Origin of the sequence: Sphingobacterium sp. UBA7249 (genome assembly GCF_002472835.1) — a bacterium.
Classification (GTDB): domain Bacteria; phylum Bacteroidota; class Bacteroidia; order Sphingobacteriales; family Sphingobacteriaceae; genus Sphingobacterium; species Sphingobacterium prati.
Genome location: NZ_DKST01000021.1, coordinates 49,728 through 74,482, shown reverse-complemented (window position 1 = coordinate 74,482; position 24,755 = coordinate 49,728). Strand labels below are relative to the sequence as shown.

General features: G+C 39.3%; 25 protein-coding genes and 1 tRNA gene. 13 read left to right on the top strand and 13 right to left on the bottom strand.

The features are described 5' to 3' along the window. The first annotated feature begins 315 nt into the window (after positions 1–315). Both B4A24_RS15480 and B4A24_RS15475 read left to right on the top strand, forming a co-directional pair. Positions 316–582 (top strand): PqqD family protein, encoded by a 267-nt coding sequence (locus B4A24_RS15480; protein ID WP_172395727.1) that lies wholly within the window; start codon positions 316–318, stop codon positions 580–582. A 215-nt stretch (positions 583–797) separates the two neighbouring features. Continuing rightward, the gene (locus B4A24_RS15475; protein ID WP_293946012.1) at positions 798–1,820 is read left to right on the top strand and encodes a bestrophin family protein; all 1,023 of its coding nucleotides are present in this window, start codon (positions 798–800) and stop codon (positions 1,818–1,820) included. Between the two features lie 6 nt (positions 1,821–1,826). On the opposite strand, the gene B4A24_RS15470 is transcribed toward B4A24_RS15475, so the two are convergent. Further along, positions 1,827–2,285: an Lrp/AsnC family transcriptional regulator gene (locus B4A24_RS15470; protein ID WP_293946011.1), complete on the bottom strand. Its 459-nt coding sequence runs from the start codon at positions 2,283–2,285 to the stop codon at positions 1,827–1,829. A 145-nt stretch (positions 2,286–2,430) separates the two neighbouring features. On the opposite strand from B4A24_RS15470, the gene B4A24_RS15465 reads away from it, so the two are divergent. Beyond that, complete coding sequence (locus tag B4A24_RS15465) at positions 2,431–3,633, top strand: aminotransferase class I/II-fold pyridoxal phosphate-dependent enzyme (RefSeq protein WP_293946010.1); 1,203 nt, start codon at positions 2,431–2,433, stop codon at positions 3,631–3,633. A gap of 113 nt (positions 3,634–3,746) precedes the next feature. Beyond that, positions 3,747–4,181 carry a hypothetical protein gene (locus tag B4A24_RS15460; RefSeq protein ID WP_293946009.1) on the top strand — a complete coding sequence of 145 codons (435 nt, stop codon included), beginning with the start codon at positions 3,747–3,749 and terminating at the stop codon, positions 4,179–4,181. Between the two features lie 140 nt (positions 4,182–4,321). Here the strand turns inward: B4A24_RS15460 and B4A24_RS15455 are convergent, their stop codons facing one another. The 6 genes from B4A24_RS15455 to B4A24_RS15430 form a co-directional block, all read right to left on the bottom strand. After that, complete coding sequence (locus B4A24_RS15455) at positions 4,322–5,614, bottom strand: hypothetical protein (protein ID WP_293946008.1); 1,293 nt, start codon at positions 5,612–5,614, stop codon at positions 4,322–4,324. 254 nt (positions 5,615–5,868) lie between these two features. Next, positions 5,869–6,915 (bottom strand): ACR3 family arsenite efflux transporter, encoded by a 1,047-nt coding sequence (gene arsB, locus B4A24_RS15450; RefSeq protein ID WP_293946007.1) that lies wholly within the window; start codon positions 6,913–6,915, stop codon positions 5,869–5,871. After that, positions 6,900–7,532, bottom strand: a complete 633-nt coding sequence (locus tag B4A24_RS15445) for a low molecular weight phosphatase family protein (RefSeq protein ID WP_293946006.1) — start codon at positions 7,530–7,532, stop codon at positions 6,900–6,902. The genes arsB and B4A24_RS15445 overlap by 16 nt, the downstream gene beginning before the upstream one ends. 18 nt (positions 7,533–7,550) lie before the next feature. Next, entirely contained in the window at positions 7,551–8,024 is a 474-nt protein-coding gene (locus B4A24_RS15440; RefSeq protein ID WP_288812921.1) for a DUF6428 family protein, read from the bottom strand. A 69-nt stretch (positions 8,025–8,093) separates the two neighbouring features. Further along, the gene (locus B4A24_RS15435) at positions 8,094–8,426 is read right to left on the bottom strand and encodes an ArsR/SmtB family transcription factor (RefSeq protein WP_293946005.1); all 333 of its coding nucleotides are present in this window, start codon (positions 8,424–8,426) and stop codon (positions 8,094–8,096) included. Between the two features lie 107 nt (positions 8,427–8,533). Beyond that, on the bottom strand, positions 8,534–8,926 hold the full coding sequence (locus B4A24_RS15430) for a group III truncated hemoglobin (protein ID WP_288812923.1): 393 nt from the start codon (positions 8,924–8,926) through the stop codon (positions 8,534–8,536). 178 nt (positions 8,927–9,104) lie between these two features. Here B4A24_RS15430 and B4A24_RS15425 point away from each other — a divergent pair, with 178 nt between their 5' ends. After that, positions 9,105–9,671: a hypothetical protein gene (locus B4A24_RS15425; RefSeq protein ID WP_293946004.1), complete on the top strand. Its 567-nt coding sequence runs from the start codon at positions 9,105–9,107 to the stop codon at positions 9,669–9,671. Positions 9,672–9,828: 157 nt separating this feature from the next. Here B4A24_RS15425 and B4A24_RS15420 read toward each other — a convergent pair whose 3' ends face one another. Further along, on the bottom strand, positions 9,829–10,365 hold the full coding sequence (locus tag B4A24_RS15420) for an ExbD/TolR family protein (RefSeq protein WP_288812925.1): 537 nt from the start codon (positions 10,363–10,365) through the stop codon (positions 9,829–9,831). Between the two features lie 308 nt (positions 10,366–10,673). Between B4A24_RS15420 and B4A24_RS15415 the strand changes: the two genes are divergently transcribed. Continuing rightward, positions 10,674–11,192 (top strand): methylated-DNA--[protein]-cysteine S-methyltransferase, encoded by a 519-nt coding sequence (locus tag B4A24_RS15415; protein WP_293946003.1) that lies wholly within the window; start codon positions 10,674–10,676, stop codon positions 11,190–11,192. 235 nt (positions 11,193–11,427) lie between these two features. On the opposite strand, the gene B4A24_RS15410 is transcribed toward B4A24_RS15415, so the two are convergent. Both B4A24_RS15410 and B4A24_RS15405 read right to left on the bottom strand, forming a co-directional pair. After that, a tRNA-Ser gene (locus B4A24_RS15410) sits at positions 11,428–11,512 on the bottom strand. Between the two features lie 93 nt (positions 11,513–11,605). After that, positions 11,606–12,490 (bottom strand): bestrophin family protein, encoded by an 885-nt coding sequence (locus tag B4A24_RS15405; RefSeq protein WP_293946002.1) that lies wholly within the window; start codon positions 12,488–12,490, stop codon positions 11,606–11,608. Positions 12,491–12,557: 67 nt separating this feature from the next. On the opposite strand from B4A24_RS15405, the gene B4A24_RS15400 reads away from it, so the two are divergent. From B4A24_RS15400 to trxA, 3 genes are read left to right on the top strand one after another with little or no spacing between them, the layout of a single operon-like run. Then, positions 12,558–13,406 (top strand): glycoside hydrolase family 25 protein, encoded by an 849-nt coding sequence (locus B4A24_RS15400; protein WP_293946001.1) that lies wholly within the window; start codon positions 12,558–12,560, stop codon positions 13,404–13,406. Between the two features lie 9 nt (positions 13,407–13,415). Continuing rightward, entirely contained in the window at positions 13,416–14,144 is a 729-nt protein-coding gene (locus B4A24_RS15395; RefSeq protein ID WP_293946000.1) for a rhodanese-like domain-containing protein, read from the top strand. Between the two features lie 2 nt (positions 14,145–14,146). Continuing rightward, positions 14,147–14,443 (top strand): thioredoxin, encoded by a 297-nt coding sequence (gene trxA, locus B4A24_RS15390; protein WP_108636998.1) that lies wholly within the window; start codon positions 14,147–14,149, stop codon positions 14,441–14,443. Positions 14,444–14,540: 97 nt separating this feature from the next. On the opposite strand, the gene B4A24_RS15385 is transcribed toward trxA, so the two are convergent. The 3 genes from B4A24_RS15385 to mqnC form a co-directional block, all read right to left on the bottom strand. Then, complete coding sequence (locus B4A24_RS15385) at positions 14,541–14,696, bottom strand: hypothetical protein (RefSeq protein ID WP_172395758.1); 156 nt, start codon at positions 14,694–14,696, stop codon at positions 14,541–14,543. A gap of 153 nt (positions 14,697–14,849) precedes the next feature. Further along, positions 14,850–15,410, bottom strand: a complete 561-nt coding sequence (gene scpB, locus B4A24_RS15380) for an SMC-Scp complex subunit ScpB (protein ID WP_293945999.1) — start codon at positions 15,408–15,410, stop codon at positions 14,850–14,852. A 9-nt stretch (positions 15,411–15,419) separates the two neighbouring features. Then, a complete protein-coding gene (gene mqnC, locus B4A24_RS15375) occupies positions 15,420–16,544 on the bottom strand; it encodes a cyclic dehypoxanthinyl futalosine synthase (RefSeq protein WP_172395762.1) in 1,125 nt (374 codons plus the stop codon). A 419-nt stretch (positions 16,545–16,963) separates the two neighbouring features. On the opposite strand from mqnC, the gene B4A24_RS15370 reads away from it, so the two are divergent. The 4 genes from B4A24_RS15370 to B4A24_RS15355 all read left to right on the top strand — a co-directional run bounded on the left by B4A24_RS15370 (position 16,964) and on the right by B4A24_RS15355 (position 24,743). Then, the gene (locus B4A24_RS15370) at positions 16,964–20,233 is read left to right on the top strand and encodes a SusC/RagA family TonB-linked outer membrane protein (protein WP_293945998.1); all 3,270 of its coding nucleotides are present in this window, start codon (positions 16,964–16,966) and stop codon (positions 20,231–20,233) included. Positions 20,234–20,254: 21 nt separating this feature from the next. Then, positions 20,255–21,991, top strand: a complete 1,737-nt coding sequence (locus tag B4A24_RS15365) for a RagB/SusD family nutrient uptake outer membrane protein (protein WP_293945997.1) — start codon at positions 20,255–20,257, stop codon at positions 21,989–21,991. 123 nt (positions 21,992–22,114) lie between these two features. Next, positions 22,115–23,434, top strand: a complete 1,320-nt coding sequence (locus B4A24_RS15360; protein WP_293945996.1) for a D-alanyl-D-alanine carboxypeptidase — start codon at positions 22,115–22,117, stop codon at positions 23,432–23,434. Positions 23,435–23,444: 10 nt separating this feature from the next. Next, positions 23,445–24,743: an MFS transporter gene (locus B4A24_RS15355; RefSeq protein WP_293945995.1), complete on the top strand. Its 1,299-nt coding sequence runs from the start codon at positions 23,445–23,447 to the stop codon at positions 24,741–24,743. Positions 24,744–24,755: the final 12 nt, after the last annotated feature.

Below are 24,755 nucleotides of genomic sequence, written 5' to 3'. Positions count from 1 at the left end.
GTCATAATTAAACATAAGTTTATATAAGCTATGGTGGTAAAATATTGTATAAATATCGTTTTGTAAAGTTTATGTTTATTTTGTGTCGTTTATTATTAAATTCTGTATAGATGTATCCTTTCTTTTTTGTGTGATGTGATAATATAACAAATCAAGTGATGTGTTTTTCAACTGTCTTTTGTATTTTTGATAGTAAGCCACAGTGGAGATGAATTTGCTATTCGGACCTATTGTATAAAGTATATATTTTTTTCGTAATAAGACAAACCAAATATACGGTTTGCATGTCATAGAAATAAACAGAGGAATAGCCAGATGAAACTTAGAGGAGATTTACAACTACGCAAATTGGGCGAAGATCATATCCTAGTCTATCCGGGACAAGATCAATTGGATGCGTCCAAGGTATATAGCTTTAATGAGACTGCCGTACAGATCTGGTTGGAACTGCAGGGAAAGGAATTTAATGTCGAAAGTGTAACAGCTGTTTTATTGGATAATTATGAGGTAGAGGAAAGCGAAGCTGAACGAGATGCCGCAAATTTGGTAATGCAATTTGAAAAGCAAGGCTTTTTGATATAATTAAGTACAGCTATCACTTCATTGATCTATTTTAAGAATATTGAGTACTTAAAGTTAGCAGGTGTTTTTATTGAAGGTTTTAACTGCAATATTGTTTCGTGGATAAGTGTAAATGTATTTGTAATATCGGTTTCGGAAGTAAAAAAAGGAGTGGTGTTGGACCGTAAAAATTAAAATTGTACATTCAATTATCAATAAGACAGGCATTATTTTTTATGATTACCACAAAATATTTTAATTACAAACAGATATTCAATCTTGCTGGTGTACACCTAATCTGGCTGACAGGTTGGTGCTCATTGGTGGCGGTCATCTATTACTTTTTCAATTGGCAATGGATGATTATTCCCTGGGTTCCTGTAGCCCTGATTGGTACAGCGGAAGCTTTCTATGTAGGCTTTAAAAATAACCAAGCCTACGATCGGTTGTGGGAAGCACGTAAAATCTGGGGTGGAATCGTAAATTCGAGTCGTTCTTTTGTGTCCATGCTTTATGCATTTGACACAACTCAAGGAGATCAGCATGATTTAACGGAAAGAAGAAAAATAATTGCCTATCGTCATATAGCTTGGCTCTATCAATTGCGTGAGCAGCTTTTGATACCGACCGAGTGGGAGCATGTGAGCCTAAAGCGCTATTTTGGCGCGATGAACGTGAAACGGCACCGTTTGATAAAAGCAGGCTTTCCGGATTACAGCCGGACAGCTATTTTCTTGCATAAATACTTATCAGCTGAAGAATTTAATTTGCAACCGACGTATAAAAATTTTGCAACTTATTTGAACAGTCAGCAGGCCAAAGATATCAATACCCTAAAAAATGATCAGGTTATTTCTGATTTCAATCAGATGCAATTACAAACTTGTTTGAACCAATTTTATGACTTTCAGGGGCAGGCAGAACGGATAAAGAAGTTTCCCTCACCAAGGCAATTTGCCAGTACGGCATTTGTTTTCAATGTTATCTTGATATTATTGTTGCCCTTGGGGCTTGTCAATGAATTTGCCAAACTCGGCGATTGGGGAATCTGGACCAGTATTCCTTTTTGTGTGGTCATAGGATGGATCTATATCGTGATGGAGTTGGTAGGTGATTATACCGAAAATCCTTTTGGCGGACTAATGTTTGACATACCAATGCTGTCGATCTGTCGCACAATTGAGATTGACCTCCTGCAAATGGTTGGCGAGGAAAACCTTCCTGAGCCCATAACCTCCAAAAATGGGGTACTGGTTTAGCTTAAACTACATCAGCATGGTCAGGGTGTTTTTGACCTCTGCGATCATAAAGGAGCTATGTGTACTAGCGATATGTTTTAAAGAGGTGAGTTTAGACAACATAAAATGACGATAATCTTCCATGTCGCGTACGCAGATCTTTAAGATATAATCGTAATCCCCACTGACATGGAAACATTCCGTGACCTCCTGTAGATCCATAACCTCTCGTTCAAACTGCTGAATGTATTCTTTTTTATGTTGGACAAGCTTGACATGACAGAGCACCATAAAATCTTTTGCAATCTTGTGCTTATTGAGGAGGGCAACATATTTAGAGATTACTCCAGTTTTTTCAAGTTTACGCACCCGTTCGTATATAGCGGTCACAGACAGACCGAGTTTGTGTGATAGCTCTTTAGTGGTTTGTTTGGCATCCTCCTGTAATAATATCAGTAGTTTTTTATCAATTTCGTCAAGCTGCATAGATTATTTTTTGGTGAACAGATACAATAGATTACTGATTTAGATGTATTTTCTGAAATTAAGTGTAATATTAGATTTATAGTCTAATATACCAATATATTATTGTAATAAAACTTAAAATAGTCCAATTTTATAATAAAAAATTATGGAAAATTTTAATGCGGCAAATGAAATCCAGGATTTGCAATATTTTGGAGAATTCGGTGGTGTGAATCCTTCGATTTCGGATAGTTCGACCTATACTTTTCTGTCGGCTAAAACCATGTTTGATACGTTTGAGGGAAATGCGGATGGTTGTTACTTATATTCACGCCATTCATCCCCAATGAATCTCTATCTTGCACAAGCATTAGCAAAGCTCGAAAATACAGCAGCGGCCAATGTAACGGCTTCGGGAATGGGGGCTATCACTACGGTGTTATTACAGCTCTGTCAGAGTGGTGACCACATTATCTCCAGCCGAACCATCTATGGGGGTACTTATGCTTTCCTGAAAAATTTTTTACCGCCATTTCATATTGAAACAAGTTTTGTTGACATCAGCAATTTTGAGGGAATCGAGTCTGCAATACGTCCGACGACCAAAATAATCTACTGTGAAACCGTCAGCAATCCTTTGTTGGAAATCGCTGACATCCGAAAACTGTCGGCTATCTGCAAGAAGTACAATCTCAAACTTGTTGTGGATAATACCTTTTCGCCCTTATCTGTTTCACCCGGAGTGCTGGGGGCGGATATTGTTATCCATAGCCTGACAAAATTTATTAATGGAAGTAGCGATACAGTCGGCGGTGTCTACTGTGGAACACAGGAATTCATCAATGAAACAAAAAATGTCAATTCTGGTGTTTGCATGCTGCTTGGACCAACGATGGACAGTCTTCGCTCTGCCAGTATCTTGAAAAACCTCAGAACTCTCCATATTCGTATCAAGCAACATAGTTACAATGCACTATATCTCGCTGAGCGCTTTGAACAGGACGGGCTAAAAGTTTGTTATCCGGGATTACGATCCCATAAACACCATGAACTAATGAAAAGTATGATGCATACTGAATATGGATTTGGAGGGATATTAACGCTGGACGCCGGAACAACTGATAAGGCTAACGAATTCATGGAACTGATGCAAAAGGAAAATCTTGGCTACCTTGCTGTAAGTTTGGGTTTCTATAAAACTTTATTTTCATGTTCAGGAAGTTCAACCTCCTCCGAAATTCCGGAGGAAGAACGTATCAGTATGGGAATTTCGGATGGATTGATCCGCTTCTCCATCGGTTTGGATGATGATATTCAACGCACTTATCAACGGATGAAGGCTTGTATGGTTAAAACCGGAGTTAATTGATGAATGGCGTGTGCCCATGGCGGTATCATTGTTACTGAAAAGTTGATTTCTTAAACTAGCTTAAGTTAAGATGTGGATTCTTGGTTTATCTTTGACTGATTAAATTTGGGATTATGTATAGTCAACTATTTGTGCGTTTTGCTGTGGCAACAGCCTTTTTATCTGCAGTGGCTGATCGTTTGGGATTTTGGGGGCCGCCCGGGAGCGTCAATGCTTCTTGGGGGAACTGGGCCAATTTCGTCGCTTATTCCAATCAGCTGAATTTTTTTGTGCCTGCTTCCGTGGGAATGCTGCTCGCAATCGGAGCGACGGTGCTGGAAGTACTTTTGGCATTTTTGCTGTTGGTCGGCTTTCGGACACGCTTTGCGGCCCTGTTATCCGGTATATTGCTAGCAGCTTTTGCACTGACCATGACACTGTCATTTGGAATCAAAGTGACATTTAACTATTCGGTCTGGGTTGGGGCCAGTGCCTGTTTTTTATTGGGGGGATATAAGGCTTTCCCCTTTAGCATAGATGCATATTTGGAAAAGCATCGGAGGAAATAAATAATTTTATATTTATCGTTTTTTTATACGACTGAGACGGTCAACTGTATAATAAAAATTTATTTTCAATAAATATATGTTTTTCATAGGAAAGTATTAAAGCCGCATCAAATTCCCCAGTTGTGCGGCTTTATATTTTGTTACATTTCCTTTAAATTCACCTCTTTTTTCTCGCCGTCCTTGTCTATGGTGATACGCTTCTCGATAGTAGCTTTGTCGATATAGGAGGACCGTGCGGTACCATAATTGGTTGTAGAACCAGTATAACCCCAATAGTTATAGTAATTGGTATAACCTGATACATAGGAATAATTATACGAGTTGGAAAAATCGAAACTTGCCATAATGATGTATGTGCCCGGCATCAGATCTGCAAACTCAAAATGCCCTTCGTCATCATAGACTTTGGCTTTTTTGACAGCATAACCAAAATCTGGGTTCAAAGGAACTTCGGGCATTTTTTTCTGTTTCCGGATTTTATTGTTGACTTGAATCCACTCTTCATAATAAGCCGAGCTTGGAAAGAGTGTAATCTCCGTCCCTTTAGGAGCATATTGCTTTTTTGCCGTATTGACCAGGCCACCTAGCCTTTTCCCGGAGCTTGACCGAGCATATGCTGTGCCGATAATCACACTATTGCCCTTGGAGATCTGTTGAATGGCTTGTTCCTTATTAAAGAGGCTTTTGATTGGTTGATAATCCAGCTCCTCGTTGAGTGTAATTTCCCACATGCCTTTGCCCATGGACATTTCCCGTTGCCAGAGACGACGGTCTTTTTTGTCCACCACATAATTGTAAATAGCACCTGTATTTTCTTCCAATAGCGTAACCAACCATGTGTCATGTTTGCCAGTTTTCGGCGAACCATAACTATAACTCTTTACTTCTTTAATGGTATAGTATTCAACTTGAACATTGGATTCGTCATTATAATAAAACTGTGGGATACGAGCTTTATAGCCTACATCCAGCGGAAGTGTCCCAATCATATGATCCGTCCAGTTGAAGTCGATAAAAGGCTCGGAAGCTTTTAAATTCAGCTTTTTATCTTTTTTTGTTTTCTTGGAGTAGTAATTGCCCGTGATCATCTCACCAAAGTTGAGATTTAATTTTGTTTCCTTGCCATCGCTATTGTAACTGATTGATCTGAGTGTCTTGGCGTCCACAACACTGGTCCGGGCAGTGACCCAGGCCTTGTCTTTCGGCGTATAGGAGCTTGTCAAGCTCAATTGGTTGTCGCCGGCAAGAATATCATAAGTTATTGTACCTTGCTTGTTCCAGCTCGTGTCTTTGACATAATACACGGTATAGAGGGATTTCTCAGGTTTTATATACTTGGTATTGATATCTGGGCTACCAGGTGCAACTATCTTTTGACTTAATGCTACAAATGGAAGCAGACCAGCCGCTAAAACAAGTGCATATGATTTCATATATGTATTACTATAGTTAATGAAAAACAAGCAGGTTTACTTGTTTATATTATTAGTCTAAGGTAATAAAAAGGTTTCTATTTTTTTTGAATAATTAGCGGTTTCGACCGATACCATTATTGTTGATATTCTAGGAGATCCTGCTTTTTCTCCTATTCCTGCTGCTTATGGTCTGCCATGTTTCAATTCACCTTCCATTTTTGTGAAATACTAAATAACGCCAGGGTCTTGATCTCGCTTCAAATAAAGTATCTTTAAACTGAATGTTCCTTTATAAAGTATTTTTTTCTGAACCAAAATGAAAGATTAACAAGCGCTATCAATGCAGGAACTTCAACCAATGGTCCGATGACTCCGACAAAAGCTTGCCCACTATTGATACCGAACACAGCAATAGCGACTGCAATGGCCAATTCAAAATTATTGCCTGCTGCAGTAAACGCAATGGCGGTACTTTGTGAGTAATCTGCACCTACACGCTTTCCAGCAAAAAAGCTAGCAATGAACATGAGCACAAAGTAGATGATTAAAGGTATTGAAATACGCAATACATCCATGGGTAATTGCAGGATCATTTCACCCTTGAGACTGAACATCACCACAATGGTAAAGAGCAAGGCTATCAACGTTACAGGGGAGATCAAGGGAATAAATTTGTCCTGAAACCAGCTTTCACCTTTTAGAGCGATCAATCCATATCTACTCAACACTCCAGTTAGGAAGGGGATACCTAAATATATAGCGACGCTTTTTGCGATCTCACCAATTGAAATGTCCAATGAAAGTCCGGTCACGCCAAATAATGGAGGTAATACTGTAATAAAAAAGTAGGCATAAAGGCTATAGAGCAACACCTGAAAAATACTGTTCAACGCAATCAAGCCTGCGGCATATTCTCTATTGCCATTTGCTAGTTCATTCCATACGACCACCATCGCAATGCAGCGGGCAAGCCCTATCAAGATCAGTCCTGTCATATATTCTGGATATCCATTCAGAAATAAAAGTGCCAATACAAACATTAAAATTGGTCCTATGATCCAGTTCAAGACGAGGGAGGTGCCGAGAACTTTTAAGTTCTTGAAAACCTTTCCAATGTGCTCATACCTCACCTTGGCCAAGGGTGGATACATCATGAGAATTAATCCAATAGCAAGCGGGATGTTAGTTGTGCCGCTACTATAACTATTGATCCATGCAGCAGAAGAAGGGTAGAAATTGCCCAATAAAATACCCCCGAGCATTGCGAGGAAAATCCATACGGTGAGGTAACGGTCAAGAAATTTTAACTTCGATTGCATGTGCTAGTTTTAATATTTGAAAAGATATAGAACATTTCGGTCGCTATCTCCAAACTTCGTTCCGCATAAACAGAAGTTTGTTCAGGTGTGCCATCAGAAACCTTTGGGTCTTCAAAAGTGATTGGTATTCTTTTTTCCGCGCCGGAAATAAAAGGGCACCCGTCATCCGCCTGAGAACAAGTCATAATTGCAGCAAACCCAGAGACAGGGTTAAACGGATCATCGTATTTTTTTGAAAAACCGATAACTGGAACCTCGTTGTCGCTGTACTTTATTGCATAGATTGGGTTATCTGTATCAGCGATCTTAAGAATTATGAATCCTTGCGAAGCCAGAGTCTCAGCTACCTTAGGGAATAAAGCAGTCTCTTCCGTACCACCTGAATAACAGTTCACCATCGGAATAGTATAGAAGGATGCTGCTACTTGTGCCCAAAGTTGTGATAAATGACTTCTACGGGAATTGTGTGTACAGATAAAATTGAGATTGATGGGGTATCCGCTATCTACCTTGTCCTGAATAAATTGGATCAGCGGATTTAACATAGCCCTACGTTCTATACTCAAGTTCTGTTTATCGGTAATCGCGTTGATTGTCTCCTTTATTTTCTTAAACATTGCCCTATTTTTAAACAGTTAGCAACAGCCTGAACCTGGGGTACAACAAGAAGATCCACTGATTGTTAGCGTTGACAGATTTCTTTTCTGCTTTTCGGCTGGTATTCCACAAGCGTCTTGGGCAAGACAAGTTGTGGTTTTGCTTTTCAGTAAAAAAGTCTGTCCGTTGAATGCGAGGTCGTATTTGCCAATCGTATCGCTTTGATATTCAACTTCAATTTCCGCATCTTCAATAGCCAATTTTTCCTCGGATAATTTGATGATATGTAGTAGCTTACCTGGTTTTAGGCGGTGCTCGTAATCATCCGCGTTCCACAGCTGGAAGTTTACAACTTTCTCATTGCGGATGACACCGCCGCAATCAATGAAGTTTTTCGTGATCTGACCAACTTCGGTGACATGGAAGTGCTCAGGCACAAATGTGCCATTTTCGAGTTGAAATTCAACATTATCCAATGTTGTTAGAATTTGCTTGATTTCTGATAATTTCATAGCAGATTGGTTTTATGTGATGAAAAAAAAACTATATATTGCAATATTACGATGATTTATTTTAAAAAATTATCTACAGCAACTTGATACATTAACGTCCTGGTTGAAAAATGCATTGAGCTCCTGTTGAAATTCCTTCCAAATCACTTCATTGATACAATAGCAAACCGACTTTCCTTCAATTGTACCTTGTATTATTCCTGTATTTTTCAGTTCCTTCAGATGCTGAGAAATGGTTGCCTGTGCAAGTCCCAATTCATCGACAAGATCGTTGCAGATGCATGCTTTCTTGTTAATAATGTGTTGGAGAATAGCTATGCGTGCAGGGTGCCCAAGTACTTTAAATGCTGAAGCAAGTTTATTCTGTTCGTCTGCAAAAATTTCTGTCTTTGTAAGTCCCATTATGATAATATTATATTGCAATATTACGATAATAATTTTAGATATCCAACGGTATGAATATTTTTTTTGCAAACACAGCCCATGATCTGTGATGCTCCAAATACGTTTTATAGCAAGGGTTTCTTTTTTGGGTTAGCGTTGAAATATTCTTTTTTAAACTGAAACATCTGCGCCATTTTTTGTGCACGCCATTTGGCCTCTTCTGCTTTTTCGCCTTTGTACAAGCGATCTACGGTGGATTCAAATAAAAGGAGCCATTGGTCAAAATGCTTTGCCTCGATTGGTAGAGGGATATGGGGTGGGAATGGACTACCAAAATAGGTATGCTCATCTAATAAAATTGTCTGCCAAAAACGATACATCTTTTCCAAGTGCACAGCCCACCTGTCTTGGATGCGCTCTTGAAAAATAGGGCCTAAGAGACTGTCCTGACGGACAGTGTTATAAAACTGATCAACCAGTATTTTGATGTCCGCGATGGTCTGAATGTCCTGTTTCATGGGATGACGTGTATGTTTTGTGGAACGGATGCTACTGTAGCTGTTTCACGGTATATAATAAGTTAAATTTAAGTAGAATAATGGAGAAATGAATCAGGCTGATGTAAAGAAGCCTGTTAATAATATTGGATTTTTCTTTTATTCTCAGTAATTTGAATGCACATTTAGGGAAAAACAAATGGGAAAATATACTTTTTTTGTCCTGCTGCTGCTGGGATGCTCCGTTGCGCAGGCACAGATCACCGATATTACGGTCAATAAAGAGAATTTTGAATCTTCGGGCTTTCCGTTTAAAGGCAAACGGGTGTTGCAGGTTGAGCATATTCAGACCACAAAGGAAGATAATTATATCATTTTTTCAAAAGAGGAACGTGGGGCAGATCCGGATAGACTGTATGCGCAGCAATTTCAACGAATAGATGGCATGTGGGTGCCAATAGTGGAAGAAATTATTCAGGAAGATGGTATTATTACTTCCGTATGGGAATCCCGAAAAGCTTTTTTTGATGCAGACAAAGACGGAAAATTGGATGCGGTGTTTATCTATTCCAGACACCCGAAGGAGAATGTTGAAAAACAGTTGAGCTGTATTGCCCTGATTTTATATAAAGGACAGTTTTATCGTTTGCGTGCGGATGCAGATGATGGGTATAATAAAACAACTTACTCAGATAACTATGCTTCCCTACCTGCCGAGGTGAAAGAAAATGTGGAGCGTTATTGGGAAAACCTGGATAAAAGATAATTTATTATTGTTGGAATTATATTGAACAGGGCTGCCCATTTTTTTTTGATAGCCCTGTTTTATTTCATTGTCTATCTGTCTGCAATCCTTCTTCAAAGGGTAAGATTGTTCAGATTGGTTATTGTTGTGGATGTAAACTTTTGATCGCTGGGAGCTGTTATTGAATGGATGCCAATAAATGTTTTTCCTCTTCGTCTTGAGTTTTGCCGATGACATAACGGGTAATGTTCTGATGTTTGAGCTCGTCAATCGTTCGGATGACATCTTTCGTCCGTGCTTCCTTGCTTGGTTTGATCAGTACGATCATATCTTTCGTATTAGGCAGGGTACTGATCTTTGCTTTGAGTTGAGCGACGACCTGTGCTAATGTTGTCTCTATATCGGCTGGTTTTTCAGAAGCAGCAAAGGGTTTCTTAAAATCACCGTGATACCACATAAATTTTCCATCCCCTAAGATCAGCGTTGCTGTGCGGTTTTCGTCAATTAGGACCGGAGAATCTACATTTTCTTTCGTTTTGTCTGGCATGGCGATATCCATTGCTGCCGGTTTGTTTAGGGTGGTGGTTAGCATGAAGAATGTGATCAGAAGAAACGCAAGATCTACCATCGCTGTCAAATCCACTTTTGGAGCCATTTTTCGGCTTCTGATTTTTTTCTTTCCGGTTTCTTGTGGTTTTTGGTTTAATTCTGCCATGATTCGTAGCTTTAGGTTATAACTCTTGTTCTTGTTCATGGATATGATGCGCGAGGTGTTCGGATTCCATAGTTTTTTTTATAATGAAGATTGTATTTTATCTTGATTTATTTTAACGTATTTAATTATAATAGCTTAGATGCAGTGGGTCGGGGTTATACATTTTGTGAGATCATGTCTGAAATTAATGTTTTGTTTAAAACTTTGGTAGTATAAAATTCCTGTAGTTGATGACGGATATGAATGCCTAGCAAGATCAAATGTCCATTTTTGGAAATGAAAAGATTAGTAACTTGCCAATAAAAAATATGACGACGGATTGTGAATTTGTCTATACAGACATAACATCGCCAGTGGGAAAAATAAAGCTTGTCGCTACTGACCGTGGCTTGACTGCGGTATTGTGGGAAGGTGAAGATTACAAACGGACGAAATTGTCTACCCCTGCCAGAGATGATCAAGCTCCGGTGCTTTTGCTTGCACGGCAACAGCTTTCGGAGTATTTTGATCGAAAGCGAACTGTTTTTGATTTGCCTTTAGACATGCAGGGAACAGCCTTTCAGCTTGAAGTGTGGGAAGCTCTGTTAACGATCCCTTATGGTCAAACAAAAACCTATGGGGATTTGGCACGCCAACTAGGGGATATAAAAGCTGTGCGTGCAGTTGGAGGTGCATTGAACAAGAATCCAATATCCATTATTGTACCTTGTCATCGGATCATTGGGAAGTCTGGTAAATTAATTGGTTTTGCGGGCGGACTGAAAAATAAATCGATTCTTATTGATCTGGAAATGAAAGATCGGGCTCCAACGTTGTTTGATTTATAGTTTGTCATTAACTCTACTATGAGCTTAATACCTATTGTATCAGCTTTTACAAGTAGTAGTCCATCACGATGGCGCGCGCCCCAAATCATTGAACCGATAAGATTTCTCGGCATACCTGTTAGCGAACGGTACTGTAGATATACAGGTGTCCATGATAAAGTTCGCGCCACGGCCACTCTCTGCTTCGAATCGTATTATAATAAAAAAAGCCTTTCATTTCTGAAAGGCTTTTCTGCGGAGAGTGAGGGATTCGAACCCCCGAACCTGTGACAGTTAACGGTTTTCAAGACCGCCGCATTCGACCACTCTGCCAACTCTCCGCGACAAAAGTAGAAATTCTGTATAGATTTGCAAAACTTATTTTTGCAACAATGTCTTATGGTTTGAAAATGAGCTAGATTATTTTTAAAATGCTATGCCGGAATAATCTCATGGCAGTGCTTTTTAATATTGGCCGCTATTTTATCAATCGGCAGGTCGTCCTGATCTACACCAAAGGGCTCTTCGATTGATTCTCCAATCAATTCAAGCGATGCTAATACATAAAGGATAAACGGAACAGCAACGATGACAAAATACCCGATCGAAAAAACATAACCTACTGGTAGCGTCATTGTATAGAAGATGACGAACTTCTTAATAAATGCACTATAAGCCAATGGAATTGGGGTGTTCTTGATACGCTCACACGCACCACATACATTGGTCATTGACACAATCTCTTCGTTGAGTATAATCAATTGATCCCCACTGATAATCCCTTCTTTGTAAAGGTGGTTTATCTTTTGAAAAATCATATTGGAGACTTGATTTGGCCCATGCTTTTTACTGTCCAAAGATTTAAGCTCAGGATGTTCGTTTTCATCAAGCATAAATTTGGTGTAGTCGGAACGCAAAAATTCATACAAGGTTTCTGCAAAAAGCGGAATACTTTTTCGAAAGAAACTGCGGTTGACTTTATCACTATCATCCAGAATCGCGTTGAGTTTATAAGCGAAAGCGCGACTTACATTGGTCAACATTCCCCATTGCTTGCGTGCTTCCCACCAGCGATCGTAAGCAGTGTTTGTTCTAAATACCAACAATAGTGAGATCACAAAACCCAAGAGGTTATGGACAATGGTAATATTCTTCACCCAGCTTCTTTCGTTTAACTTGAGGTATTCTAATTCAAGATAGGCAATAGCCCAAGAATAGAAAGCAATGAAAACAAGAAAAGGTAACAACTTTTTAAAAGTGTCTGACTTATGTAATTTGAAAGTTGCTGATAGCCAATCTTTAGGGTTGTATACGATCATATACAAAAATATAAATTGTTACGAAAACTTTGCGAGTTAATTGTGATTCCCGTAACTTCATCATCGTATGGCGCAACAACAACCAAAACGAGCAAAAGCCGGTCGGAGGAACCAGCAGTCAAGTCAGACCAAATGGATCTGGATGGTGGCGGTCATGTTGACGTTCTTTCTATGTCTTGTTGCATGGCACTATAAGGCCGGAATAATGTATTACTTCCGTGTGGCAACCTCCAAAAATAAGTCCTTAACGAGGGAAGCGAAATACGATATCCGCAATATTGAAATCATGAGTAAGCACGATGATAAGGTATTTGGTATTGATGTTTCGACCTATCAGGAAGATATCGACTGGCAAAAAGTGAACACGATCAACGATCAATTTCCTATTGATTTTGTATTTATTCGGGCCACGATGGGGGAAAAGGGAGTGGATGATAAGTTTAACCGAAATTGGTCTAAAATCCATAATCGGGCGATCTTACGAGGTGCATACCATTATTTTCGACCAAATGAAAATTCGGTTAAGCAAGCTAAAAATTTTATCCGTAAGGTCCGGCTCCATCCAGGGGATCTTCCTCCCGTACTGGATATCGAAGAGCATCCAAAACAACAATCGATGGACAGCTTAAAAGTGGGATTGAAACGTTGGCTAGAAGAAGTGGAGGGGCATTATAAAGTCAAACCAATTCTGTATTCTGGAGATAAATTCTACAGTGATTTTTTAGAAAAGGAATTCGCAAACTATATCCTCTGGATCGCGAATTATAATTTTTGGATCGAAAACCCTAAAGAACATTGGACATTTTGGCAATTCTCAGAAAAGGGCTCGGTGACTGGTATACGAGGAAATGTCGATTTAAATATTTATAATGGTAAGATAACGGAATTAGAAAAATTGCTTATTCCCTTTAAATAGTAAAATTAGATGAATAGAATTTTAGTGGTCATACTTCTAGGGACCATCTTTATATGGACTGATTCATTGTCCGCTGATATGGGATTAGGGCTGCAACCGAGAGCATCTTTTTGTAGCGTAGTGGACTTACCATCGCTCTCTCTGAAACAATTTAAAAAGTTGCGCGAGCAGGTTGATGTGATAGTTTTGGATACACGATCGGGCGATGAGTTCTTAAAAGGTTTTATTCCAGGGGCGATCAACATTGGTCTTAAAGGACCATTTGATACTTTTTTGCAGCAGGTCATTCCGGATAAAAATCAGAAACTTTTGCTTGTGGTTGAAGAGCAGGATCGTGTGACCCTGAGCGAACGTCTAGCGCAACTGGGGTATTCGGCAGCAATAGGTGTATTGGATGGCGGTATAGCACGTTGGAAAGACCAAGAACCTATGGATTCGGTGGTTAACCTGTCGGCGCAGGACTTTCGAGAAAGATCAGATCTAGGTCATATTGTAGACATACGGACAGCGAAAGAATTTGATAAAGGACATATTGACAATGCAATGAACATTCCATTGGTAGATTTCGCTAATTTTGGTAACACGCTAGAAAGAGACAATGGACAGCTCTATGTGCATTGTCAATCAGGTTATCGCAGTGCGGTTGCCGTGTCAATTTTGCGTGCAAAAGGATTTAAAAATGTGTGCAATATTCAGGGTGGATATAAGGCAATGAAAGATGAAATAAAGGAGAATTAATAATGGCAACTTTTGACCAGATTATTCAATCAAATTCACTGGTTTTAGTGGATTTTTTTGCAACGTGGTGCGGTCCATGCCAAACAATGGCGCCGGTGTTACAGGATGTAAAGGAATTTTATCAAGAGGATCTTTCCATCATAAAGATCGATGTGGACAAAAATCCAAAAATCGCTTCCATTTATAAAGTAAGTGGTGTACCTACATTTATATTATTTAAGAATGGTCAACAAGTGTGGCGCCAGAGTGGGATGATCCCAAAGATGGAATTACATAAGTTGATAGATCAAGCGAAGTAATCTATAGGCAAAACATAAGGCGTTCAATTTTAATTGAACGCCTTATGTTTTTAATGATTTTCTGGTTTTAATAGGTAGTGTTATATCGCACTAAATACTAAAACTCATCGTCATCGTCGAAGTCATCTAATCCTTCAATTTCAGGGATTTCGAAATCATCGTTATCGAAATCATCATCATCGTCATCAGGTCCATTGAAAGATGCGAATTTTACTTCTTCAAGATCTTCGGTAGCTAATATTGCCGTGTTCATAAAATAATACTTTATTGTTCCTTATTCAATGTTGTAAAATTAGAGAAGAAAACTATTTTTTAAAACTTTTTTTAAAAAAAATATCACCCTTTATTTTTCTGTTAATCAGTATGTTGAATTGTTTTTTGAAAATAAAAATTTATTTTATTTTATTTACTCATTTGTTTCGCCAATTGCGTTGTCTTCCGTGACGATATCTTTTAGTTGTGGAAGGTCGCGAACACCGTTGATTCCAAAATGATCCATAAACTGTTGGCTGGTCGCATACAAAAGTGGTTTACCAATTGTATCGGCTTTTCCAGCTATTTTGATTAGTTTCTTTTCCAAAAGTCTTTGGATAGAATAATCACAGCTTACGCCTCTGATCTGTTCAACTTCCAGCTTTGTGATCGGCTGTCTATAGGCGATAATGGCAAGTGTTTCCAGTGCCGATTGACTGAGTTTACGTTTGTTGTTGTGATTTTGTAATTGCTGTATCGCTTCATGATAAATTGCTTTGGTCAGAAACTGGTAGGAATTATTAATGTACCGTAACTCCAAAACATGCTCCTCATCTTGATATTTATCCTCGATCTTTTTAATCAATTCGCGCAGCTCTTCTCGAGATACTTCAATAGCCAAAGCTTCTTGCAGGATCTGTTTGATATCCGGAAGATCTATACCTTCTGCAGAAGCAAAAATAATTGCTTCAATATTTCTAATGACGTCTTTCAATGTAGGGTATTAATAATTAATAACTTGTTCAACCATGTGCGCTGGTAACTCTCTGAAATCATACTTTTGTGTCCTTAATTGTGGAGCAAAGCCTGCTTCCAAAATTGCCTCTTGGATTGATTTAGACGTGAATCGATGAGGAGCTCCCGCTGCCGAAACGACATTTTCTTCAATCATAATGGACCCAAAATCGTTGGCACCAGCATGTAGGCATAATTGGGCCGTACGTTTTCCAACAGTAAGCCAAGAAGCTTGAATATTTTTGATATTAGGCAGCATGATCCGACTCAAAGCAATCATACGGATATATTCTTCACCGGTAACGTCATTGGTAATGCCGCGAAGCCTTTTCAATAATGTGCCATCATCTTGGAAAGGCCAGGGAATGAAGGCGATAAAGCCATAGGAATCCTTCGGTTTTTCATCTTGTACTTCTCTGATCCAAACCAGATGCTCAAAACGTTCCTCTATGGTTTCAATATGGCCAAACATCATCGTAGCCGAAGTAGGCAGATTTATTTTGTGTGCAGCACGCATGACATCAAGCCATTCCTTACCGCCACATTTTCCTTTGGATATCAGACGACGGACACGGTCATTTAGGATTTCAGCCCCAGCTCCGGGTAGGGAATCTAATCCTGCCTCTTTGAGCTGAGTCAATACGTCAATATGGCTCATATTCTCCAATTTGGAGATATGGGCGATTTCGGGCGGTCCGAGTGAATGTAGTTTTAGCGTAGGATAGAGTTCCTTCAACTGTTTGTATAGATTTTTATAAAATTCAATACCCAAATCAGGATGGTGTCCTCCCTGTAGCAAGAGCTGATCGCCGCCATATTTAAAGGTTTCTTCGATCTTTTGCTTGTAGCTCTCGATATCAGTGATATAACTGTCTTCGTGACCGGGACGTCGGAAGAAATTGCAAAACTTGCAATTTGCAACACAGACGTTAGTCGTATTCACATTCCTGTCAATCTGCCAAGTTACCTTGCCATGTGGTACTTGTATCTTACGCAATTCATTGGCTACGAAAGTCAAATCAGCTGTAGGTGCATTTTGATATAAAAAAACACCTTCTTCCTTGGAAAGGAACTCAAATCGGAGCGCCCGTTCTAATAAACTACTTACATTCATCAAAACAAATATAAGTACCTTTTAGCGTATTTAAATGGATTTGGCGAATATTTGACATTCAGGCTTAATAGTGAAGCTGAAGTTGATTGAAGAAACTATTGGGTTCTCTTTTGTAACAAAAATATAGCTAAACTGCTTAGTGTATTAATTACAATAACTTGATTTATAGTGTTTTGTAATTTAAATAAAAATTTTCTTTTTTTTTACATTTATTATTCTTTACATTTATTTAACAGAATTTAACATTTCTGTGGATAACCAAACTAAGAGAAAAAATGATAACCAAAAGAGCTCACAGCTGGTGACGATGCATATTGTTTCCACTGGAGTCGAATGACCAACAACTTAAAAACCAATATCAACTAATACAAACAGGCAAATAAGCATAAATTTTTTTTAAACCACCTATTTATAAAATTATGATGAAAAAAACGGACCAAAAATGCTGTTTTGATCTCCTATTGGGCCAAAAGTTCAATAAGAGTTTTCTGCTGATGAGTTCTCTTCTCATTACAGGAGGAATGACCGCTCAAGTGTCAGCCAATGGAGTTGTTGCCCATGGCCGAGTTGAAGTCGTTTCGTTAACGAAAACTAAAGGGTTGCAAGAAATACCCATTAAAGGCGTAGTGAAAGATGCTACTACAGGTCAAGCCATCACGGGTGTCTCCGTGAAAATCAAGGGAACGAACAGGGGTACATCGACAGACGCGGATGGTGCATTTACGATCCAGGGAAAGGTCGGTGATGTATTGGTAGTGAGTTACATCGGTTACTCGAGCTCCGAAGTCACAGTCACGGGAAAGGCTGATTTGACAATTTCGTTAAATTCCTCAGAAGATGCGTTGGAAGAAGTCGTGGTGACAGGTTATTCGACGCAACGTAAGAAGGATCTGACAGGATCTGTTGCTATCGTCAATACAGACCAGTTGAAAACTACGCCGGCGGCGAGTGCTGTGGAGTCTTTACAAGGTCGTGCTACGGGGGTTCAAGTTGTGACAGATGGTGCACCAGGTTCGACACCACAGATTAAAATCCGGGGCTATAGTACCATTAATAATAACGAACCGCTATATGTGATTGATGGGGTGCCATTTGAAGGTAAATTGAGCTGGCTAAATCAGAATGATATTGAAACAATGCAGGTGCTGAAAGATGCATCGGCAGCTTCTATTTATGGTTCACGTGCAAATAACGGTGTTGTTATCATTACAACCAAATCTGGGAAATCTGGGAAACCACAAATTAATTTTGATGCTTATTATGGTGTTCAAGTACCAAATAGTGGCCGTTTTCCAAAAATGTTAAGTCCACAGCAGATTTATGATTTGAATGGTAATAAAGATCCGCTGCCCGAATATTTGCTTGCAGGTGCTGTGTCTGGCAATAAGGTGACGCCTGCGGATGCGGATATGTCCAAGTATAATTATGCTGACAACAAAGAGGAATTTTATCAAATTACGAAAGCGAATAAAGCGGGAACGGATTGGTTCAAAGAATTAAGCCAGAATGCGCCGACACAGTCTTATCAATTAAATGCTGTGGGCGGAGGTGAAAATGCTTCGTATGCCGTTTCGGGAGGATATCTTGGCCAAAAAGGAACGGTTATTCATACTGGTTTTGAACGGTTTAATGTTCGTTCAAATACAAATTTTTCAGCTTTTAATAAAAAACTGCGTTTTGGTGAAAATATGCAGTATAGCATGACAAAAGGGCATGGTATAGGTGTAAATACAAACACCGCCGGCGACTATATCGGTGAGGGCAGTGCGATTGGATTCGCCTACCGTATCAAAAATATTATCCCGGTATATGATGAAGGTGGTAATTTTGCAGGTTCTAGAGGTGGTTGGGGAAATGGAGAAAACCCTGTAGCGATCGCTTACCGCGCTAAGGATAATATGAACAAAAGCAATTTTTTCTTCGGTAATGCTTTTGGAGAATACGATGTATTAAAGGGATTAACATTTAGAACAAGCTTTGGCGTCAAATATGAAAATTATTACAATTTAAGTTATACCTATCCAAACCTCGAGTTTACAGAGGGAAGTGCGAACAGTGCCTCTTCGGAGACTTCAGGTTATAATACAGAATGGACCTGGACAAATACATTGAACTATAAGGCTAATTTTAATGATGCCCATAGTTTAAATGTGCTATTAGGAACAGAAGCGATCGATAATACTTATCGACAGGTGCAAGGAAACGGTAATGGATACTTTATCACAAATACCACAGATTTCTTTTATGTGAGCCAGGCTTCCAAGAATTCGGCCTCAAGTGAAGGGGCGTTGGGATCATTATTCTCCATTTTTGGTAAAGTAGATTATTCTTACAAAGACCGATATATTTTAAGTGGAACAGTCCGTAGAGACGGTTCTTCAAATTTTGGCTCGAAAAATAAGTACGGTACTTTTCCTGGGGTGAGTGGCGCCTGGAGGGTGTCGGAAGAAGAGTTTATGAAGAATGTAAGCTGGTTAAGTGACCTGAAATTGAGAGCAGGTTATGGTATTACTGGTAATCAACGCATTCCATCTTATCAATATTTAAAACGTTATGCAACTTCTATTAATTCTGCTTCTTATCCGATAAATACTGATCTTGTAAGTGGTCTATGGATCAGTGATTATCAAAATGAGAATGTAAAATGGGAACAGGTTGCTTCGTTAAACTTAGGACTGGACTTTTCGATTTTGCAAGGAAAAATTGATGGTGCTTTTGACTGGTATAATAAGAAAACTTCAGACATGTTATTTGCATTGCCATTGCCGGCAACAGCTGTTGGCCGAGCAGCCTCTCCTTATGTAAATATTGGGGATATGCAAAACAAAGGGGTGGAGTTCTCGTTGAATTATCACCACAAACAAACCGACCCGAACAAACTAAACTTTGATATTGGCGCAAATATTTCAAGAAACAAAAATACGATTGTTGGTCTGGCACCTGGTATCAATGATGTGGTGTATGGAGCTTTTAGAAGTATGGAAACCTCTATCTTGAGAAAAGGACAGCCTTTTGGCGCATTTTATGGATTTAAGGTTGCTGGGATCTACCAAAACGAAGCGGAATTGAAGCAATATCCTTCTTATGAAAAAGCCCGTGTTGGAGGTTTTAGGTTTGAAGATGTGAATGGCGATGGGATCATTGATGCAAAAGATAATACCGTTATCGGAAGTCCACATCCGGATTTTACGTATTCCCTTAACATCAATGCTAATTACAGAAACTTCGATATCATGATGTATTTCTACGGCTCAAAAGGAAACGAGAATTATGAGGCAACACGTTACTTTACCGATTTTGGCGTGTTTGATGGTCAAAAGAGCGTACGTGTATTGGATGCGTGGAGCGCCAGCAATACATCAAGTTTAATTCCATCACAGACAAAAGAAGAAGTATCTGCCAATGAGTATGCGTCTTCAAGCTATTTCGTGCAGGATGCCAGCTTCTTTAAAATGAAAAACTTACAGATTGGATATAATTTCTCTACAGATAAACTCTTTGGCGCGAATACAGGTGTGAAAAAATTAAGGGCTTATGTCGGAGTAACAAATCTATTCACCATCACAAAATATGAAGGTCTTGACCCTGAAGTATCGGCAACACCTTCGGATTATCCAGCATTGGGTGTTGATTTCGGGGTGTACCCACAATCTAGACAATATATGTTGGGCGTAAGTTTAGGTTTTTAACGAAATTATAAAGGAATTAAAATGAAAAAGAGAACTATTCTATTATACAGTCTGTTAGGGCTGACAACTTTAGGCATATTTGGATGCAGTAAAGGGTTTTTGGAAAAAAATCCCCAAGGCGAATTAATCGAAGAACAAATTGAGGGTAAGAAAGGTGTAGAGGCGACTTTGATCGGCGCTTATGGGATTATGAACGGTAATATAAACGGTACTTGGGGGAACTATGGCTCAGCACCAAGCCAATGGATCTTTGGAGAAATAACGTCCGACAATGCACACAAAGGATCGGTGATCACCGATCAGCCGAATATGAACATGATCGAATCTTTTACCACGATCTCCTCTAACGACAACTTAAGCACAATGTGGCAGGTGTATTATGAAGGGATACTCCGGGCGAATACAACACTCCGCTTATTGAAGCAAGATCAAGATGGCAGCAAAACGGTTAAAGCTGATCGTGCAAAAGAAATAGAAGGTGAGGCCAAAATGCTACGAGCTCACTATTACTTCTTTCTGTGGCGTATATTTAAAAATATTCCTTATGTAGATGAAAATACCAGCATTGATGACGCAAAGGTTGTCAAAAATGACAAAGATATACAACCAATGATCGAAAGCGATCTCAAGATTGCCATTGCAAATCTTCCAGATAAGAAGATTAATGATGAGGGCGGAAGGATGGACCAACGGATCGCAAAAGCATATCTAGGAAAATTATACCTCTATCAGAAAAAGTATGCTGAGGCGTTGGTTTTATTCAAGGAAGTTATCGGTAGCAGGGATATCACCGCAATGCCTTTCCAAGATAACTACGATGTGAATAAGGAAAATGGCCCTGAGGCTCTTTTGGTAGCTAAACATGCTATAAATCCAGATGGTGGCGGGGATAATGCCAATGTGGGAGATATGTTGAGCGGATTGAATGGGACGAATCCTGTAGGATGTTGTGGTTTCTACCAGCCTTCCATTGATCTTGTTAACGCGTATAAAGTGGACGCAAATGGGCTTCCTATGTTAGATGATTCATATCGTGATAACCCTTATACATCCGATATCTTGTTAACTGATACGGCAGCAATCAAAAAATACCAATTAAATCTGAATTTACGATTTGATCCACGTCTTGATTATACGGTCGGTCGGCGTGGTGTCAACTTCCTGGATTATGGCGAATTCCCTGGTGATGCCTGGTTACGTCCAGAAGAAGGTCGTCGCCCGCACGGAGGTCCATTTACAGGTATAAAGACAATGATTCCAAAGAGCCAACATGCTGCACATACTCAGGCAGGAGCGGCCTATGTTACTGATTTGGATGTGAATATTATGCGTTTGGCCGATGTGATTCTGATGGCTGCGGAATGTGAAGTTGAACTTGGTAATCTTCCCAATGCTTTAAAATATGTCAATTCAATTCGTCTGCGCGCCGCAAAATTACCAGCGAAATTGACAGAAAAGGGAGCGCCAGCTGCGAAGTATGAGGTAAAACCTTACCTGGCGTTCACAAGTGTAGATCAGGCGCGCAAAGCTGTTCGTTTTGAAAGAAGGTTGGAACTTGCCATGGAAGGCCATCGTTTCTTTGATTTGGTGCGTTGGGGCATAGCGAAAGACGTTATCGCAAATTATGCGAAGTTTGAAGGCGGTATTCTTCCGGTCTTTAAGAGCAAAGCATATGCGGATAAAAATGCTTATTTCCCAATTCCACAGGAAGAAATCAATAAAAGCAATGGTAGCCTCACCCAAAACCCAGGCTACTAATAGTTGTTATAAATAATGCAAAAGGAGGAAATAATTCCTCCTTTTGCCGTTTTTAGCAATTTGTATCTGAATTTTGGCAATAGGAGAAAAGGAGTTGCTGCTCTTTTTTGTATGTTTGAACCAATGAAAAAATTTCTGCGCGCGATATTACTGCTTTGGCTTGTTCTATTTTCTACCCGCATAGTAAAGTCACAAGATTTTGAAGACGTCTACCAGATGCTTCAGGAATCCAAAATATTGAATGATCATTTTTATGGATTTTCATTATATGATTTAACGGCAAATAAGTTTGTCATGGATGTCAATGGCAATAAACATTTTACGCCAGCTTCGAATACGAAAATGTACACGACTTATGCGGCACTGGAGCTTTTGGGAGACTCCATACCCGGGTTGGAATATGTCGAACGCGGGGATTCTTTATTGATCTGGGGTACTGGGGATCCAACTTTTTTGCATAATCGGCTGGATACACGGGTGGTGTTTAACTTTTTAAAAAAAACGAATAAGACCATCTACGTGGTGCCGGGGACGATGAAAAATAAGTTCTATGCCCATGGTTGGGCTATGGAAGATTTTGAGGCATACTATCAGCCTGAAATAAGTACCTTTCCGATCTATGGAAATGTGGTTACTTTTCGTCAAAAGGGATACAATCATTTAGATACTTCTCCAACAAGTTTTCAAAAGGATCTGGATTTTTTACCTGAGCCTAATGCTGGTGATTTTCAGCTTTCACGCTCATTTCGGGGCAATTCTTTCTGGATGTCAAAACGTCCTGTACCAAATGATTACGTCAATGAGGTACCATTTATCTATTCGGATAGTTTATTTGTGAAATTACTGTCGGATACACTGGGGAGGGAAGTAAATCTCATAGCTTATAAAAAGCCGAATGATACAAAAATAGTGTACTCCGGAGAGACCAAAAACCTTATTCGCGAAATGATGTTGCCAAGTGATAATTTTATTGCTGAGCAATTTTTGATGATGTGCTCGTGGAAACAATTTGGCCAGTTCGATACCTATCTGGTTCGGGACTGGATGAAAAATAAGGTCTACACCTTTTTTTCGGATGAAGTAGCGATTTTCGATGGGTCGGGATTATCTTCGTATAACAAAGTCACGCCACAGAATAATATTGATCTTCTGGTTCTCTTGAAGAATAAGATACCTGATGAGCAGCTGCGTTTTCGAATGTTTCCCGCAGGTGGAGTGGATGGTACATTGAAACGAACCTACAGTAAAGACCAAGGTGTACCTTTTGTATTCGCAAAAACCGGAACGATCACGTCAGTGTATAATCAGAGTGGTTATCTGATCACAAGATCTGGGCGCCGGCTTGCTTTCTCTTTTATGAATAATAATTATATTGATGATCGAGCAGCCGCAATTCGTAAAGAAATGGCTAAAATAATTACTTATATTCGTCAAACTTATTAAGCCAATTTAAATGGAAGCAATTGCAAAAAACAATAAAAAACTGATTCGTTCCTGGGCGATGTTTGATTGGGCCAATTCCGCTTACAACCTTGTTATTACCTCCACTATTTTTCCGGTATACTATACCGCAATAACGACGACAAAAGAGCATGGGGATGTGGTTAATTTCTTTGGTTTCGAGATTGTCAATACAGCGCTTTCCAATTTTGCATTGGCTGCCGCCTATCTATTGATGTCATTTTCTTTGCCTTTTATATCATCTTATGCGGATGCGAAAGGGTTGAAAAAACAAATCATGAAATTCTTTACCTATGTTGGTGCAATTGCGTGCATGTGTCTGTTTTTCTTTAAGCTCGAAACGTTGGAAATCGGTATTATCTGTTTCGCTTTGGCTGCAATGGGCTACATTGGGGGGGTGTTGTTCAATAATTCCTATTTGCCGCTGTTGGCGACTGTAGATCAACAAGACCGTGTAAGCGCGCAGGGATTTGCTTTTGGTTATATCGGTTGTGTGACTTTACAGATACTTTGTTTTATTGTGGTCTTAAAACCGGACTGGTTTGGTATTACCGATCCATCTTTACCAGCGCGCATATCTTTTCTGATGGTGGGACTATGGTGGTTGGGATTCTCCATGATCCCATTTAAATATTTGCCTAAGATAGAAGCTACTGGCAATAATGTTGGTAAAAGTTTTGTTCAGAATGTACGTGATGAATTTAGCCATGTCATCCAAAAAATTAGAGATATACCTGAAATCAAACAATTTCTACCGGCTTTTTTCTTTTACGCGATCGGCGTGCAGACGCTGATGATCGTTGCTTCGTCATTTGGAGAGAAAATTCTTCATCTAGGCGCTGAGCGACTTATAGCAACCATTCTTTTAATCCAACTTGTCGCAATATTAGGCGCATTTTTGATGTCATACCTGTCGAAGCTTTTTGGAAATATTAAGGTGCTGATCGTCGTTGTGATGATCTGGATAGCAATTTGCATTGCAGCATTTTACCTGTCCACGCCAATGCAGTTTTACATTATTGCCGCATTGGTTGGTTTGGTAATGGGTGGAATCCAGTCTTTGTCGAGATCAACTTATTCTAAATTGATTCCAACGGATATCAAGGATACGACGGCTTTTTTCTCTTTTTATGACGTTACAGAAAAAGTAGCAATCGTCATTGGCTTGTTTTCCTTTGGTCTGATCGAACAGATTACGCATAATATTCGCTACTCTGCGTTGATACTTTCTTTATTTTTTGTAATTGGATTGTTACTTTTGGTGCGGATATTAATATCCAATAAATCTTAATTTTATTGATTG